The sequence below is a fragment of the Streptomyces sp. CG4 genome (assembly GCF_041080655.1).
Classification (GTDB): domain Bacteria; phylum Actinomycetota; class Actinomycetes; order Streptomycetales; family Streptomycetaceae; genus Streptomyces.
In genome coordinates this window covers 219,863-237,145 of the sequence record NZ_CP163526.1, presented here as the reverse complement: position 1 = coordinate 237,145, position 17,283 = coordinate 219,863, and the positions used below count along the sequence as shown (strand labels likewise).

Annotated in this window: 15 protein-coding genes; all 15 read left to right on the top strand. The window is 68.9% G+C overall.

Going from position 1 to position 17,283, the window contains the following annotated elements; genetic code table 11:
* The first annotated feature begins 1 nt into the window (after position 1).
* The 15 genes from AB5L52_RS46285 to AB5L52_RS46215 all read left to right on the top strand — a co-directional run bounded on the left by AB5L52_RS46285 (position 2) and on the right by AB5L52_RS46215 (position 17,241).
* On the top strand, positions 2–706 hold the full coding sequence (locus AB5L52_RS46285; protein WP_369369185.1) for an EthD domain-containing protein: 705 nt from the start codon (positions 2–4) through the stop codon (positions 704–706).
* An 86-nt stretch (positions 707–792) separates the two neighbouring features.
* Positions 793–1,629, top strand: a complete 837-nt coding sequence (locus tag AB5L52_RS46280) for a type 1 glutamine amidotransferase domain-containing protein (protein ID WP_351027683.1) — start codon at positions 793–795, stop codon at positions 1,627–1,629.
* Positions 1,630–1,666: 37 nt separating this feature from the next.
* Complete coding sequence (locus AB5L52_RS46275) at positions 1,667–3,313, top strand: thiamine pyrophosphate-binding protein (RefSeq protein WP_351027681.1); 1,647 nt, start codon at positions 1,667–1,669, stop codon at positions 3,311–3,313.
* Positions 3,306–3,905 (top strand): DJ-1/PfpI family protein, encoded by a 600-nt coding sequence (locus AB5L52_RS46270; protein ID WP_351027680.1) that lies wholly within the window; start codon positions 3,306–3,308, stop codon positions 3,903–3,905. The genes AB5L52_RS46275 and AB5L52_RS46270 overlap by 8 nt, the downstream gene beginning before the upstream one ends.
* Before the next feature lie 5 nt (positions 3,906–3,910).
* Positions 3,911–5,758 carry an AGE family epimerase/isomerase gene (locus AB5L52_RS46265; protein ID WP_369369184.1) on the top strand — a complete coding sequence of 616 codons (1,848 nt, stop codon included), beginning with the start codon at positions 3,911–3,913 and terminating at the stop codon, positions 5,756–5,758.
* A complete protein-coding gene (locus AB5L52_RS46260; protein ID WP_351027677.1) occupies positions 5,755–6,096 on the top strand; it encodes an STAS domain-containing protein in 342 nt (113 codons plus the stop codon). Before AB5L52_RS46265 ends, AB5L52_RS46260 begins: the two co-directional genes overlap by 4 nt.
* Entirely contained in the window at positions 6,093–8,231 is a 2,139-nt protein-coding gene (gene glgX, locus AB5L52_RS46255) for a glycogen debranching protein GlgX (RefSeq protein WP_369369183.1), read from the top strand. The genes AB5L52_RS46260 and glgX overlap by 4 nt, the downstream gene beginning before the upstream one ends.
* 18 nt (positions 8,232–8,249) lie before the next feature.
* On the top strand, positions 8,250–8,561 hold the full coding sequence (locus tag AB5L52_RS46250) for an STAS domain-containing protein (RefSeq protein WP_351027673.1): 312 nt from the start codon (positions 8,250–8,252) through the stop codon (positions 8,559–8,561).
* A gap of 14 nt (positions 8,562–8,575) precedes the next feature.
* Entirely contained in the window at positions 8,576–9,064 is a 489-nt protein-coding gene (locus AB5L52_RS46245; protein WP_351577991.1) for an anti-sigma regulatory factor, read from the top strand.
* 11 nt (positions 9,065–9,075) lie between these two features.
* Positions 9,076–10,326: a SpoIIE family protein phosphatase gene (locus AB5L52_RS46240; RefSeq protein ID WP_351027670.1), complete on the top strand. Its 1,251-nt coding sequence runs from the start codon at positions 9,076–9,078 to the stop codon at positions 10,324–10,326.
* A gap of 55 nt (positions 10,327–10,381) precedes the next feature.
* A complete protein-coding gene (locus AB5L52_RS46235) occupies positions 10,382–11,152 on the top strand; it encodes a MinD/ParA family protein (RefSeq protein ID WP_351027668.1) in 771 nt (256 codons plus the stop codon).
* A gap of 88 nt (positions 11,153–11,240) precedes the next feature.
* Positions 11,241–13,304: a maltotransferase domain-containing protein gene (locus tag AB5L52_RS46230; protein ID WP_369369181.1), complete on the top strand. Its 2,064-nt coding sequence runs from the start codon at positions 11,241–11,243 to the stop codon at positions 13,302–13,304.
* Complete coding sequence (gene glgB / locus AB5L52_RS46225) at positions 13,301–15,484, top strand: 1,4-alpha-glucan branching protein GlgB (protein ID WP_369369179.1); 2,184 nt, start codon at positions 13,301–13,303, stop codon at positions 15,482–15,484. Before AB5L52_RS46230 ends, glgB begins: the two co-directional genes overlap by 4 nt.
* Before the next feature lie 19 nt (positions 15,485–15,503).
* Positions 15,504–15,989, top strand: a complete 486-nt coding sequence (locus tag AB5L52_RS46220; protein ID WP_351027663.1) for a TrkA C-terminal domain-containing protein — start codon at positions 15,504–15,506, stop codon at positions 15,987–15,989.
* Positions 15,990–15,993: 4 nt separating this feature from the next.
* Positions 15,994–17,241, top strand: a complete 1,248-nt coding sequence (locus AB5L52_RS46215; protein ID WP_369369177.1) for a cation:proton antiporter — start codon at positions 15,994–15,996, stop codon at positions 17,239–17,241.
* Positions 17,242–17,283 lie beyond the last annotated feature (42 nt).

Below are 17,283 nucleotides of genomic sequence, written 5' to 3'. Positions count from 1 at the left end.
GATGATCCACCAGTTCATTCTGGCGGCGCCCAAGCCTGGCATGTCCGTAGCGGAATTCCAGGACTACTGGGTAAATGTCCACGCGGTGCGGTACGCGGCGAAGATTCCACAGATCCGCAAGTACATGGTCGATACGGTTGTGGACATCAAGGGAAACCTCGGTGAGCCGGCGCTGCCCCACCAGGGCATCGCCGAGATCTTCCTTGCCAATGGTGAGGAGCAACTGGCCTCGCTGCAGACCGAGGAGTTCCTCCAGGGCGCCCGCCTCGACGAACCCAACTGGGCCGCGTTCTGGCAGACCATCGTCGTGGACACCACCGCGCACGAGATCGTTCCCGGCCCCCCGCCGGCCAGAGGACAGGAGTGGGTCAAGCTCACCGTGCTGCAGAAGAGGCGCCCGGGTCTCGCCCTCGCCGACTACCGCAAGCAGACCCTCGACTCGTACGCCTCGGTCGTCAAGGGCACCCCGGGGCTGCGGCGATACCTGCACGCCCACACCGTGGACGGCGCCTACGTCTTCGGCGAAGCAGCCTTCGACAGCGTCGAGCAGCTGTGGTTCGACGACGTGAACGCCCTTGAGGAAGCGCTGCGTTCGCCCTACTTCACCGAGGAGGTGAAGGCGGCGCGCGACGAGATCGTCGACGGGAAGTACGTCTTCTCCCTCGCGGCGAAGGAGAACTGGATCATCGGCCCGCAGGCCCGCTGATCCCCCTGATCCGGTGGCTGAGGCGCCGCCCCCTTCCGTCGCGGCGCCCGGCCACCCACCCCGAACCGATTACCGAAGGAGCCGGCGTGCCCAGGAAGAACGCCAAGAAGATCCTCGTGATTCTGTCGGAGTACGGCTACTGGGGCGAGGAGCTCGTCGGGCCTCTGCACCACTTCGACCAGCGGGGCTACGAGGTGGTGTTCGCCACCCCGACCGGCAAGCGTGCGCACGCGCTGCCGCCGTCGATGGACCCCGGGTACATCGACCCGCCGCTCGGCCGCTCGGTCACCTCCGAGAACGTCGCGAAGCTCACCCGCGACGTCGACGCCTCCGAGCGGCTGGACGACCCGATCGACATCTCCAGCTGGATTCCGGAGCGCCCCTACACGGCGGACGACGACTACCTGCGCGAGCTGGAGGCCTACCACCGGGCGGTCGACCTCGTGGCGCAGGAGCTCGACGACTACGACGCGCTGCTCATCGTCGGCGGTTCGGGACCGGTCGTCGACCTCGCCAACAACGAGCGGGTGCACCAGATCATCCTGTCCTTCCTGCGCGCCGACAAGCCGATCGCGGCCGAGTGCTACGGCGTCGCTCCGCTGGCCTTCGCGCGTGACTGGGAGGACCGCAAGTCGATCATCTGGGGCAAGCACGTCACGGGCCACTGCAAGGAGTACGACTACAAGGACGGGACCGGGTTCCTCGGTACCGACTTCGTGATCGGCCCGCCGCCGTACCCGCTGGAATACATCCTGCGCGACGCCACGGGCCCCGAGGGCCGCTACATCGGGAACTTCGGCAAAGAGACCTCGGTGATCGTGGACTACCCGTTCATCACCGGGCGTTCGACGCCTGATTCCTATCTGACCGGAGAAAAGGTCGTCGAAGTGCTCGAGGACGGCCTGCGCCGCTTCGGCTGGTGACGAGCGGCAGCGATTGAGAAATCGAGAGAAGGCAGACATGGCCAGGCAGGGAAATGCGGCGATCATCGAGCAGTTCATCGTCGATGGAATCCCCTTCATGTTCGGCAATCCAGGAACCGTCGAGCAGGGATTTCTGGACGCACTGGAGGACTATGACGACCTTCAGTACATCCTGACCCTGCAGGAGACCGTCGCGGTCGGAATCGCGGACGGCTACGCCCGCGCCACGGGCCGGCCCGCGCTCCTGCAGCTGCACAGCGGCGTCGGTCTGGGCAATGCCATCGGCATGCTCTATCAGGCCAAGCGCGGTCACTCGCCGATCCTGACGATCGCCGGCGAGGCCGGGGTCCGCTACGAGTCCATGGACGCCCAGATGGCTGCCGATCTGGTCGCCATGGCGAAGCCCGTGACCAAGTACGCGACCCGGGTCACCGACCCGCGCTCGGTGCTGCGGGTGCTGCGGCGCGCGATGAAGATCGCGATGACGCCCCCGATGGGCCCGGTCTTCGTGGCACTTCCTCTCGATGTCCTCGACGCTCCCAACACCGAGCAGATCGTGCCGACGTCCGCGCCCAGCACCAGGAGCGCACCGGCCGGCTCGCTCGTGGAGCAGGCGGCGCGGCTGCTGACCGGTGCCGAGAGGCCGCTCGTCCTCGCGGGCGACGGCGTCTCGGCATCGGGCGCCCAGGAGGAACTGGTACGCGTGGCCGAACAACTGGGCGCCGACATCTACGGCGTCAACTACTCCGAGGTGAACCTGGACGTCACCCACCCGCTCTACCGCGGGGACCTCGGCCACATGTTCGGCGCGGTCAGCACTGCCGCGGTCAAGGACGCGGACGTGGTGCTGATCGTCGGCACGTACACGTTCCCCGAGGTCTTCCCCGACACCGGAGACCCCTTTCGCGCGGACGCCCGCATCGTCCACGTCGATCTCGACGACTACGAGATAGCCAAGAACCACCCTGTCACCCTCGGGCTGGTCGCCGATCCGAAGGAGACGCTGCGCGCGCTCTCCGCGCAACTGGTCCGCAAGCTGCCCGAATCGGACCGGATGGCGGCGTACGAACGGCTCCAGGCACGTCGTGCGGCACGGCCCGCCGAGCCGGCGGACGACGGCTCACTGCTCCACGCCTTCCTGCGCGAACTGGCCGCGCAGGTCCCGGACGACGTGATGATCTTCGACGAGGCGCTGACCGCCTCCGGTGCGCTGGGCGCCCATCTGCCCGGCCGCCGGCCGGGCCACTGGTTCTCGACGCGCGGCGGTTCGCTCGGTGTCGGCATACCCGGCGCGCTGGGGATCAAGCTGGCCCACCCGGACAAGACCGTCATCGGCTTCACCGGCGACGGCGGCTCCATGTACACATTCCAGGCGCTCTACACGGCCGTACGGCACGGCATCGGCGCCAAGTTCGTCATCTGCAACAACCGCAGCTACAAGCTGCTCGACCACAACATCGAGCAGTACTGGCGGGAGCGGGACGTCGCGCCGCACGCGTACCCGACGCCGTTCGACCTCTCCCATCCCGACCTGGGCTTCGCACAGATAGCCGGGGGGTTCGGGGTCGACTCCCTGCGGGTCGACGACCACGCGCAGGTGGGCGACGCGGTCAAGCGGATGCTCGCGGACGACAAGCCGTTCCTCATCGACCTGCGGACCACCGAAGGGGGAGACCGTGGCTGACGTACCGTCCCGTGACGGAGTGCTCAACGGACGGAAGATCGCGATCCTGGCGGAGAGCGACTTCTACGAGCCTGAAATCGCCTACTACCAGCGCCGGTTCGCGGAGGAGGGCGCCCGGGTCGACTTCGTCACCCGGCTGTGGGGCAACAGGTCGATCACCTTCACCGGTCATGAGCACCGGGCGCCGCTGACGGTGACCCGCAGCCTGGAGGACCTGGACGAGAGCCGGCTGCGCGAGTACAGCGCGCTGATCGTGCCCTCCGGTATGGTCGCCGACCGGCTGCGTTACACCGAGGACGTCGAACAGCTCGCGCCCGCGGCGGACCTGCTGCGTCGGGCCTTCGCCCGGTCGGGAGTGGTCAAGGGCATCATCTGCCACGGCATGTGGCTGGCCTCGTCGATCCCGTACGTCGTGCGCGGACGCAAGGTGGTCTGCCACAACAACCTGCTCGGCGACGTACGGAACATGGGCGCCAACTATGTCGACCAGGACGTCGTCGTCGACGGTGACCTGGTGACCGCCCGTACCGGTGACCACTGCCATCTGTTCGCCAGGACCATCATCGACGAACTCGTGCTGCGAGGGGTGTGACAGCCATGTCAGAGACATCAAGGAACGTCGACTTCACGTTCTCGGACACCATCGCGGGACAGGTGACCGGGTTCGACAGCCGGGCGCGCAGCTTCTCCCTGGTCACCGCCGACGGCCGGTTCTTCGACGTCGGCCTCGACGGCGGCCCCAGCGCAGAGCTGCTGCACAACCTGGGCGAGCCCTACCAGGACGCCACCGCTCACGTGGACGAGCTGCTCACGGAGGGCGCCTTCGTCCTCGCCTACGGCATCTTCTATCCCCACGCCGGAGCGCTGCGCTTCGAAGCCAAGCGGCTCATCTTCGTGGGACGCGACCCCGAGGACTTCCGCTTCGAGGAAGCCGGCTGGTGGGTCCGCCAGATCAGGGAGATCGCCGGCTTCTACCGCAAGGCCCAGTTCGGCGACGGCCCCATCGACTTCCGCGCCTACCGTACGGAGATCAGGCTCGGCGGTGACAAGACCGCCAGCCACGTCCAGGAGACGGACACCATCTCGCGGCTCGTCTACGGCATGGCCTCCGCCTTTCTGCTCACGGGCGAGGACGAGTACCTGGAGGTCGCCGAGCGCGGCACCGAGTACCTGCGTGAGCACATGCGGTTCGTCGACACCGACGAGAACGTCGTGTACTGGTACCACGGGCTCAAGGTCGACGGCGATGTCGAGACGAAGCTGTTCACGTCCGAGTTCTCCGACGACTACGACGCGCTTCCCGCCTACGAGCAGATCTACGCGCTGGCCGGCCCCGTGCAGACCTACCGGGTCACGGGCGACCCGCGGATCAAGGAGGACGCGGACGCCACCCTCCGGCTCTTCGACCGCTTCTACCTCGACCCCGAGGAGGGCGGCTACTTCTCGCACATCGACCCGATCCTGCTCAGCCCCCACCACGCCTCGCTCGGCCCCAACCAGGCGCGCAAGAACTGGAATTCGGTCGGCGACCACGCGCCCGCGTACCTGATCAACCTGTACCTGGCGACCGGCGAGCAGAAGTACGCCGACATGCTGGAGTACACCTTCGACACGATCGTCGAGCGCTTCCCCGACCTCAAGAGCAGCCCGTTCGTGCAGGAACGATTCCACAAGGACTGGGCGCACGACACCACCCACGGGTGGCAGCAGAACCGCGCGGTCGTCGGGCACAACCTGAAGATCGCCTGGAACCTGATGCGCATGCATGCGCTGCGCCCCAAGGACGTCTATCTGCACACGGCCGTCTCCCTCGGCGAGACCATGCCCGAGGTCGGCAGCGACCGCCAGCGCGGGGGCTGGTACGACGTCCTGGAACGCGTCAAGGTGGACGGCGAGGAGAGGTTCCGCTTCACCTGGCACGACCGTAAGGCATGGTGGCAGCAGGAGCAGGCGATCCTCGCCTACCTGATCCTCCACGGTGTCACCGGGCGGCTGGACTTCCGCTCCGAGGCACGCGACGCCCAGTCGTTCTACAACGCGTTCTTCCTCGACCACGACGAGGGCGCCGTCTACTTCAACACCCTGGCCAGCGGCCTGCCCTATCTCCTCGGAGTGGAGCGCCTCAAGGGCAGCCACTCCATGTCCATGTACCACTCGGCCGAGCTGTGCTACCTGGCGGCCGTGTACAACAACCTGCTCGTCCACGGCAAGCCGATGGACTTCTGGTTCAAGCCCGACCCCGCCCTGTTCGAGGACCGCGTCCTGAGGGTCGCCCCCGACCTGCTGCCGGCCGGGACGGTGTACATCGCGTCCGTCGAGGTCGACGGCGAGGAGCACACCGACTTCAACGCGCAGGCCCTGACCGTCCGGCTGCCCGAGACCTCGGGACGGATCAAGGTCAAGGTCCGCCTCCAGCCCAACTCACGTACGGAGGTGAGGGGATGAGCGTCAAGGTCAGCTCACAGGTGCTCGCCGAGGCCACCGTCGTCGCCCTGGAGGGCGAGATCAACTCCACCACGTCCGGCGGGCTGCAGTCACAGTTGCTGCCGCTCATCGGACCCAGCTCCGTGGTCCTGATCGACCTCACCGGAGTCTCCTACATCTCCAGCGCCGGCCTGCGCACCCTGCTCATCGTGCACCGCCACGCCCAGCAGCTGAAGGCCGAGATCACGCTGGTCGGTCTCTCCGAGGAGGTCTCGTTCGTCATGTCCGCCACCGGATTCCTGGACTTCTTCAGGATCGCCGAGGACCTGGACGCCGAGCTGGAACGCGCGGGTCGATGAGCACCCCGGACATGCGCGAGCGCATCGACGCCTTCCCGACGCACCGGATCGGACCGTACCGGGTCAGGGCGGGACGCCCCTTCCCGTACGGCGCCACCCCGGTGCCCGGGGGCGTCAACTTCTCGGTCTACTCCGACGGCGCGACCACGATGAGTCTGGTGCTGTTCGAACGGGGAGGCACTCGGCCCAGTGCCGAACTGGAGTTCCCGCTGGAGTTCCGCATCGGCAGTGTGTACGCCATGACGGTCTTCGGGCTCGACGCGGAGAATCTGGAGTACGGCTTCCGCGCGGCCGGCCCGTACGCCCCCGAGCACGGCGATCGCTTCGACGCCGGCAAGGTGCTCAGCGACCCCTACGCGCGGCTGATCTCGGGGCGGGAGGTGTGGGGCCGGGAGCCGGACTGGGACAACGTCTACCACTACCGCGCGCAGGTGCTGAACGACGACTTCGACTGGGACGGCGACCGCCCCCTGCGGATTCCCGCCGAGGACCTCGTCATCTACGAGACACACGTGCGCGGCTTCACCCGGCACCCCTCCTCGAAGGTGTCGGCGCCGGGCACCTACGCCGGAATGCGGGAGAAGATTCCGTATCTGCGGGAGCTGGGCGTCAACTGCCTCGAACTGCTGCCGGTGTTCGAGTTCGACGAGCTGGACAATCCGCGCACCGATCCGGCCACCGGTGAACGGCTGTACAACTACTGGGGCTACAACACCGTCTCGTTCTTCGCCCCCAAGGCCGGATACGCGGCCACCGGCCCCTTCGGCATGCAGGCCGACGAGTTCAAGTCGCTGGTCAAGGAGCTGCACAGGGCCGGCATCGAAGTGGTGCTCGACGTGGTCTTCAACCACACGGCCGAGGGCAACGAACAGGGTCCGACCATCTCGTTCCGCGGACTCGACAACGCCACCTACTACATGCTCACGCCCCGCGGCGAGTACTACAACTTCAGCGGCACCGGGAACACCGTCAACTGCAACCACCCCGTGGTGCGGGACTTCGTGCTGTCCTGTCTGCGTCACTGGGTTGCCGAGTATCACATCGACGGATTCCGCTTCGACCTCGCGGCCATCCTCGACCGGGCTCCGGACGGTACTCCGCTGCCCAACCCGCCGCTGCTCGAACAGCTCGCGCACGACCCGATCCTGCGGCACACGAAGCTGATCGCCGAGGCATGGGACGCGGCGGGGCTCTACCAGGTGGGCAACTTCCCCAACTACGGCCGCTGGTCGGAGTGGAACGGCAAGTACCGCGACACGGTCCGACGCTTCGTCAAGGGGGAGCCGGGACTGGTCGGTGAGCTGGCGACCCGGATGGCCGGCTCGCCCGACCTGTACCAGGGCCGGACCTCGTCCGCGTCGGTCAACTTCATCACGGCCCACGACGGATTCACCCTGGCCGACCTCGTCTCGTACAACGACAAGCACAACGAGGCCAACGGCGAGGACAACAACGACGGCGCCAATGACAACAACAGCTGGAACTGCGGAGAGGAGGGTCCCAGCGCCTCCCCGCACGTGCGCGAGCTGAGGATGCGGCAGATGAAGAACCTGCTGACCATCCTGCTGACGAGCCAGGGCATTCCGATGATCCTGGCCGGCGACGAGGTCGGCCGCACCCAGCTCGGCAACAACAACACCTACTGCCAGGACAACGAACTGTCCTGGTTCGACTGGGGACTCGTCGAGGCCAACGCCGGGCTTCTGCACTTCACGCAAGCGCTGATCGCCTTCCGGCACGCACACCCCGTCCTGCGCTCCAGCGACCATCCGAGCGGCACGGACCGGGTCGGCAGCGGCTATCCCGACATCAGCTGGCACGGCGTCCGCGCCTGGGCACCGGACTGGGCCGACCACGGCCGGGTCCTCGCGATGATGCGGTGCGGCAGGCACGCCAAGGGCGGCAGCGTGGCCGACGACCACGTGTACATCGCCGTGAACGCGCACTGGGAGGCGCACGACCTGGAGCTGCCCGCCCTGCCGGAAGGGCAACGCTGGCACCTCTTCGCCGACACGGCCACCGCCGTTCATCCCCTCGGCGCCGAGCCGGAGCTCCAGCACCCCGGGCGTTTCCATCTGGGCGCCCACTCCGCGGTCGTCCTCGTGGGACGCGCGGCTCAGCAGACGACCGCTTGACCCCGAAGGAGAACCATCGTGGCTTTCGACGTGAGGCTGAAGATCAACGACAAGGTCGCCACCATCGAACTCAAGGGTGAGCTGGACGCCTCGACCGCAGGCGAGTTCCACGACACCGTCGGCCGGGCGGCCGGGGCCGGAGCCGTCGAACTGGTCATCCATGCCGAGCAGCTCGGCTACCTCTCCAGCGCGGGGCTGCGCTCCCTGGTCTTCGCCCGCCAGAAGATGGGCGACGAGGTGCGCATCGCCATCGTGGGGGCGACCGACCCGGTGGCACAGACCATCCGGCTCGCCGGATTCGACCACAGCATCGAGCTCGTGGACGCCTGAAGGGACGAACCGAGATGACGTTCGACTTCGAGGCCACGGGGGCCGGAAGGGCAGCGGGCGTCGCACAGGTACCCGAGTGCGGCAGGACGGACGCACTCAGTGTTCCCGCGACGATCGAATCGCTCGAACCGGTGACCGCCTTCGTCCTGCGCCTGGGCAAGAAGGCCCGCCTTCCGGAGACTTCGCTGTACCGGCTGCGCCTCGCCGCCGACGAGCTGGCCACGAACATCGTCCTGCACGGCTACCGCGGTGAGCCGGGCGAGATCACCGTGGACGGCGGGATCGACCCGGGCGACGTCTGGGTTCGCTTCCAGGACGACGCGCCGGCCTTCGACCCGAGGCAGGGCATGCAGCAGCCCGCGCTCGACGTGCCGCTCGCGCAGCGGCAGATCGGCGGCCTGGGGGTCTTCCTGGCGTTCACAGCCGTGGACACCTTCGAGTACGAGCTCGTCGCGGGGCGCAATGTGAGCACCCTCGTGATGCGCCGGCCGACAGCGGACTAGACGAGGCGGAGATGGCGCAGACGAGAGTGCTGATACTGGACGAGCGGCGGGAGGTCCCGCAGGGGTTGTCCAAGGCGCTGGACGCCGTGGGCGCCGAGGCGTACATCCGTACCCCGGGCGACGTTCTGGCGGCGTCGCCCGGCCGGATGCCGCCGGTGACCGCTCTGCTCGCCAGCGCGACGCTGTCTCCACACACCGTCAGATCGGTGGCCCGGAGACTGGCCGACGAGGGACAGCAACCCACCGTGGTGGCGTACGCGGAGGATGATCTGCATCTCCTCGACGGCCATGTGCGCGCGGGATCGGACTACCTGCTCCCGCCGTTCCACCCCGTTCTGGTCGAGGCGCGGTTGCGTGACTGCCATCAGCACGCGGAGCTCAACCGGAACCTGGAGGAGGTCGCCGCACACGCCGAACTGCTCAGCTATGAACGGGAGTTGGAGATAGGCCGCGAGATCCAGCTGGGATTCCTGCCGGACTCGCTGCCCAGTCCCGACGGCTGGAACATACGGGTGCGCTTCAGGCCCGCGCGGACCGTCGCCGGGGACTTCTACGACGTCTTCGAACTGGTCAACCGGCGACGGCTGGCCCTCGTCGTGGCCGACGTGTGCGACAAGGGAGTCGGCGCTGCCCTGTTCATGGCGCTCATCCGCTCCCTGCTGCGACACACCGCGGAGCAGAGCGGCCTGCAGAACCTCATCGCGGCGGATCTCATGGGGGAGGAGATGGGCGGGGCCGAGCACACGCGGGCCATTCCGGTCGTGGGCGCCACCCCGCTGCTGAACGCGGTCGTCGGCACGAACAGCTACCTGACCCGCAACCACATCAAGCAGGGCTACTTCGCCACGATGTTCTTCGGCGTCCTGGACCCGGTCACCGGCAACCTCGTCTACATCAACGGAGGGCACAATCCACCGGTCCTCGTCAGCGGAAGCGGCGGCGAACCCGTACTGCTCCGGCCGACGGGACCGGCCGTGGGCGTCATGCCGAACTGCACCTTCTCGCTGGGGTACGCGCAGATCAGCCCCGGGGACACGCTCTTCATCTACACCGACGGGGTCACCGAGGCCCGCTCGGAGACGGGGCTCTTCTTCGGCGAGGAACTGCTCCTCCAGCAGCTGACCGAGGCCGCGGTGCGCGGCGAGGAGCTCCTTGACCACATGGACGGCGCGCTCAGCGGGTTCGTCGGCCAGGCCGAGCAGTCCGACGACATCACGATGCTGGCCGTGAACTGGCAGGCGCCGGTCGGGGCCGCCGACTGACCGGGACAGCGCACCGGCCGGCGTGCCAACTCATCAGAAACCGTCAGGTGGAGACATGTCACAGATCATCACAGTGCACTCCTACCGAGGGGGCACCGGAAAATCCAGCACGGTCGCCAACCTCGGGTTGCTGCTGGCCTCTTCGGGCCTGCGGGTCGCTCTGGTGGACACCGACATCCAGACACCTGCTCTGGACGTGATGTTCGGTGACATGGCGGCGCCGCACGCGCGGCGGTCGCTCACCGATTACCTCATCGGCCGCTGCGAGATCGAGGAAGCGGCGTACGCCGTCGACGAGAGCGCCGGGCATGACGGGTTCTTCCTGGTCCCGGCGAGGAGCCAGGCCACCGGGGTGAACGAGATCATGGGGCGCGGCTACGACGTGGGCCTGCTGCGCGAGGGCTTCGACCGGCTCATCGACACCCTGGCACTCGACGTGCTGCTGCTCGACACACACGCGGGCTTCAACAACGAGACCGTCACCGCGATGGCGAGCTCGGACGCGCTCGTGGTCGTGACCCGGGCCGACCGCCTGGACCTCGTGGGCGCCAGGGAGACGAGGGCGCTGGCGCACCGGCTCGGCTTCGACGGCATGAGCATCGCCGTGAACATGGCCCCCGACGGCGCCGTGGGCGACCGGCTGCGCGGCGATGTGGAGAGCGCGTACAACACCCGTATCACCACGGTGTTGCCGTACGCGCCCGAGATGGCGTCGCTCGCGGGGGAGCGGCTGTTCTCCACGGCGTATCCGCACCATCCGCTGGTGTCGGGATACCGCCGGATCATCTCCGAGGTCAGCAACGGGACCACCGCGATCCGCCGCTGACCGCGTCCGCAGCCCCACGCGCACCGCTCGCACCACCGAACACCCACTGTCCAGCGACCGCACCCCGGTGCGAGGAGGCACGAGCACTATGGAGGGCAAGCCCATGCAGCGCGAGGCGACGCGCCCGTCCGCCGGATCCGGGCCCGGTGTGGGCCGTATCCCCATCGTGGACGTGTCGCCCCAGGTGGACGGCGGCCGCACCCCCGCCCGCGCCGTACCCGACGAGGAGTTCGAGGTCTCGGCCACCGTCTTCCGGGAAGGGCATGACGCGGTCGGAGCCGGTGTCGTGCTCACCGATCCCCACGGCCGTGCGGGCAGCTGGATCCCGATGCGTCTCGTGGCCCCCGGGACCGACCGCTACACCGCGTGGATCACCGCCGGCCGGGAGGGCGACTGGACCTATCGGGTGGAGGCGTGGACGGACCCCTGGGCAACGTGGTGGCAGGCCGCCGAGATCAAGATTCCGGCCGAGGTCGACACCGAACTGGTCCTGGAGGAAGGCGCGTTGCTCCTTAAGAAGGTCGCCGAGGAGGTCGCCGGCACGCTCCCGGCCGACGCGGCGGCGCAGCTGACGCGGGCGGCCGCACTGCTGCGGGACGGGCGCCTCGACGCGCAGGAGCGGCTCGCCGCCGTCACCGATTCCCCCGTGGCCGCGCTGCTCGCCGCGCACCCGCTGCGCAGACGGCTCACCCGCTCCCCGGAACTGCCGCTGCGGGTGGACCGCGAACGCGCTCTGTACGGCGCGTGGTACGAGTTCTTCCCCCGGTCCGAGGGAGCCGTCGTCCCCCGGGTCGTGGACGGGGTGGCGCAGCCGCCGCGGTCGGGCACCCTGCGGACCGCGGCCAAGCGGCTGGAGGCCGTGGCGGACATGGGCTTCGACGTGGTCTATCTGCCCCCGGTCCACCCCATCGGCACCACCCACCGCAAAGGAGCGGGCAACTCCCTCGAAGCGGGGCCGCACGATCCCGGCTCCCCCTGGGCGATCGGATCGGCCGAGGGCGGACACGACGCGATCCACCCGGACCTGGGCACCCTCGAGGACTTCGACCACTTCGTGGCACGCGCCGGTGAACTGGGACTCGAAGTGGCCCTGGACTTCGCTCTGCAGTGCTCCCCCGACCATCCGTGGGTCACCGAGCACCCCGAGTGGTTCCGGCACCGGGCCGACGGTTCGATCGCGTTCGCCGAGAACCCGCCGAAGAAATACCAGGACATCTACCCGATCGACTTCGACACCGATCCGGACGGACTGCACGCGGAGTGCCTGCGCGTGCTGCGGCACTGGATGGACCACGGAGTACGGATCTTCCGCGTCGACAATCCGCACACCAAACCCGTCGCCTTCTGGGAACGGCTGATCGACACGGTGCACGCGACCGACCCCGATGTCCTCTTCCTCGCCGAGGCGTTCACCCGCCCGGCCATGCTGCACGCCCTGGCGCGCGTGGGGTTCCACCAGTCGTACACGTACTTCACGTGGCGCAACTCCAAGGACGAGGTGGAAGCCTACCTGGCCGAACTCGCGGGCCTCGGCGGCGAGGAGAGCTCGGCCTACCTGCGGCCCAACCTCTTCGTGAACACGCCCGACATCCTCAACGCCTACCTCCAGTACGGCGGCCGGGCGGCCTTCGCCGTCCGCGCCGTGCTCGCCGCGACCGCCGGTCCGGCCTGGGGCGTGTACGCGGGCTACGAGCTGTACGAGAACGTGCCCATGGGGCCCGGAAGCGAGGAGTACCGGGACTCCGAGAAGTACCAGCTGCGTCCTCGCGACTGGGAGGGCGCGGAGGCCGCGGGGGACTCCCTGGCCCCCCTGATCCGTGCGCTCAACGAGATCCGGCGTGCCCACCCGGCCCTGCACCAGTTGCGCAACCTGCGCCTCCACCGCACCGACAACGAAGCGGTGATCTGCTTCTCCAAGCGGGCCGCCGGCGGCGACTGGGTCGTCGTCGTGCTCAACCTCGACCCGCACGAGACACGCGAGGCGACGATCACCCTCGATCTGCCCGCGCTCGGACTGGAACGCTCGGAGACCTACGAGGTGCACGACGCGCTGTCCGGCGAGAGCTACCGCTGGGGCCGCGACAACTACGTACGTCTCGACCCACAGCATCGAGTGGCCCACATTCTCACGGACGGGACTTCGCAGTCGTGACCACCGCACAGCGCCAGACGGCCCTGACCGCCACCGATCTCAAGCGGCTCACCACGGGGGACCTCAGCGACCCGCACGCGCTGCTCGGCCCGCACCCGGCCGCCGACCGCGTCACCGTGCGGGTGCTGCGGCCGCTCGCCGACCAGGTGTGGCTGACCACGCCCCGCGGCGAGCCGCGGCAGGAACTGGAGCACCGCGGCGAGGGGGTGTTCGAGGGAAGCCTGCCGGGCACGGTCGTCCCCGACTACCGGGTGCGCGCCCGCTACGGCACGGACGTGTTCGACTACGACGACCCCTACCGCTTTCTGCCCACGCTCGGCGAACTCGACCTGCACCTGATCCGCGAAGGCCGCCACGAGCAGCTGTGGCAGGTGCTCGGGGCCCGGGTGCGCGAGCACGAGTCCGGCTGGGGCACGGCCGCGGGCACGGCGTTCGCCGTGTGGGCCCCGAACGCCCGTGCCGTGCGCCTGATCGGCGACTTCAACCACTGGGACGGCAGAGCCCACCCGATGCGTTCACTCGGCGTCAGCGGGGTGTGGGAGCTGTTCGTCCCCGGCATCGGCGAGGGGTGCCGGTACAAGTACGAGATCCTCACCCCCGACGGCCGCTGGACCCAGAAGGCGGATCCCCTGGCCACCGCGGCGGAGGCCGCGCCGGGCACGGCCTCCCTCGTCTTCCGCTCCCGCCACGACTGGGGCGACGACGCCTGGATGGCCCGGCGCGGCGAACGCACCGTGGACCGGGCCGCGATCAGCGTCTACGAGGTGCACCTGGCGTCGTGGCGCCCCGGCCTCGGCTACCGCGAGCTCGCGCTCGAACTGCCCGCCTACGTCAAGGCACTGGGCTTCACCCACGTCGAGTTCATGCCGGTGGCGGAGCATCCGTTCGGCGGCTCCTGGGGCTACCAGGTGACCTCGTACTACGCTCCGGCGGCAGGCCTCGGAAGCCCCGATGACCTGCGGGCCCTGATCGACGCGCTGCACCGTGCGGGCATCGGCGTCATCATGGACTGGGTCCCCGCCCACTTCCCCAAGGACGAGTGGGCCCTGGCCCGCTTCGACGGGACCGCGCTGTACGAGCACCCGGACCCGCGCCGCGGCGAGCATCCCGACTGGGGGACGCTCGTGTTCGACTACGGGCGCAACGAGGTGCGCAACTTCCTCGTCGCGAACGCGGTGTACTGGTGCGAGGAGTTCCACATCGACGGCCTGCGGGTCGACGCGGTCGCCTCGATGCTCTACCTCGACTACTCCCGCGCCGACGGCGAGTGGCTGCCGAACGTGTACGGAGGCCGCGAGAACCTGGACGCGACGGAGTTCCTCCAGGAGATGAACGCCACGGTGCCCCGGCGCTGCCCCGGTGTGCTGACCATCGCGGAGGAGTCCACGGCCTGGGACGGCGTCACCCGGCGCACCGACCACGGAGGGCTCGGCTTCGCACTGAAGTGGAACATGGGCTGGATGCACGACTCGCTGTCGTACATGTCCGAGGACCCGGTGCACCGGCAGCACCACCACCACTGCATGACGTTCCCGATGGTGTACGCGTACGCGGAGAACTACACCCTGCCGATCAGCCATGACGAGGTCGTGCACGGCAAGGGTTCGCTGCTGACGAAGATGCCCGGCGACCGCTGGCAGCAGCTGGCCAACCTGCGCGCCTTCCTCTCCTTCATGTGGGCGTTCCCCGGCAAGCAACTCCTCTTCATGGGACAGGAGTTCGCCCAGGACACCGAATGGTCCCACGACCGGGGCCCGGACTGGTCCCTGCTCCGGCACCGTTCCCACACGGGCGTGCGCGACCTGGTGCGCGACCTCAACCGGAGATATCTCGACGACCCCGCGCTGTGGAGCCTCGACACCCGGCCGGAGGGCTTTTGCTGGATCGACGCGGACGCCGCCCAGGACAACGTGTACTCCTTCGTGCGGTACGGCGAGGGAGGCGAGTCGCTGGTGTGCGTCTTCCACTTCCAGCCCACCGTCCGCCGCGACTTCCGCCTGGCCCTGCCCGAAACAGGCCACTGGACCGAGGTGCTCAACACGGACGCGGCGCCCTACGGAGGCTCCGGAGTCACCAACCCCGGCCGGATCCGGGCCGTGCCCGAACCCCGGCAATCCCTGCCGGCCAGCGCGAACGTGGTCCTGCCGCCGCTCGGCGGCGTCTGGTTCCGCAAGCAATGACGCAGCCTAAGGAGACACCATGCCCGCTCCCCGTCTGAGGACCACCCCGCTGCCCGGCATCGGAGTGCAGTACGAGCTCACGACGCGGCGGCACGACACGCTGTCGGTGATCGCGCACCGTGACACCAAGCGCACCCTGAACGTGCATCACGACGACGATCCGGACTCGGCGGGCATCTCCCTGGTGCTGACCGGCGCGGAGGCCCTGTCCCTCGCCGATGCCCTGCTGCCCGGCCACAACAACCCGAACCTGCTGCACACCAGCGACTTCGGACTGCTGGCCGAGCAGGTCACCATCACCGGCACCTCGTACTGGAACGGGCGCACCCTGGGGGAGACGAGGATGCGGACCGAGACCGGGGCCTGCGTCGTCGCCGTCATGCGCCGCTCCCACGCGATCCCCTCGCCCGGACCGGACTTCCGCCTGCACGGCGGCGACACCGTGATCGTCATCGGCACCCGGGAAGGCGTGGACGGCGCCCACGAGATCCTCGAACGGGGCTGATCACGTGCACTCCACCGTCTTCCTGATCGAGTTCGGTGCGGTCGTCCTGGCGCTCGGCCTGCTCGGCCGCTTCGCCGTACGCCTCAAGTTCTCGCCGATCCCGCTGTATCTGCTGGCGGGCCTGCTGTTCGGCGCGGGCGGCATCGTCCCGCTGGGCGGCAGCCAGGACTTCATCGAGGTCGGCCCCGAGATCGGCGTCGTCCTGCTGCTCCTGATGCTCGGTCTGGAGTACACGGCGGGCGATCTCGTCGGTCACCTCAAGACCCAGGCCCCCGCCGGACTGGTCGACTTCCTGCTCAACGCGATACCCGGAGCCGCCGCGGCGCTGCTGCTCGGCTGGGGGCCGGTGGCCGCCGTGGTGCTCGCGGGCGTCACCTGGGTCTCGTCGTCCGGCGTCATCGCGAAGGTGCTCGGCGACCTGGGCCGGCTCGGCAACCGGGAGAGCCCGGTCATCCTCGGCATCCTGGTCCTCGAAGACCTCGCCATGGCGCTGTACCTGCCGATCCTGACGGCACTGCTGGCCGGTTCGGGCTGGCTGACGGGCGGGCTGACGCTGGGCATCGCCCTCGCCGCGGTCGGTACCGTCCTGCTCGTCGCGGTGCGCTACGGGCGGGTCATCTCCCGGTTCGTGTCCAGCGACGACCCGGAGAAGCTGCTGCTCGTTGTCCTGGGAACGACGCTGCTCGTCGCCGGCGTCGCCCAGCAGCTGCAGGTGTCGGCCGCGGTGGGAGCGTTCCTCGTGGGCATCGCCCTGTCCGGCGAGGTGGCCGAGAACACCCATCATCTGCTGATGCCGCTGCGCGACCTCTTCGCCGCGGTGTTCTTCGTGTTCTTCGGCCTGAACACCGACCCCAGCACCATCCCGTCGGTGCTGCTGCCCGCGCTCGCGCTGGCCCTGTGCACCGTCCTGACGAAGATCGGTACCGGGTACTGGGCCGCGAAGCGGGCCGGCATCGGGGAACGGGGCCGGTGGCGGGCCGGCGGCGCCCTGGTCGCGCGGGGCGAGTTCTCCATCGTCATCGCCGGACTCGCGGTCTCCGCCGGAGCGGTCGAGCCCTCCCTGGGGCCGCTGGCCACCGCGTACGTCCTGCTGCTGGTCGTCCTGGGCCCCCTGGCGGCCCGCTTCACGGAGCCGGTCGCGCGGCGGATCATCCTGTGGCGCGGCAGGGAGTATCCCGCCGCAGGGCACGTACGGCGGCCCGTCGCGCCCCGGCAGACCGAGCCGGAACCCACGGCCGCGGCGTCGGAATGACGCCGGGGCCGGGTCCGGCCCGCTCCGGTACCCGCGTTCCGT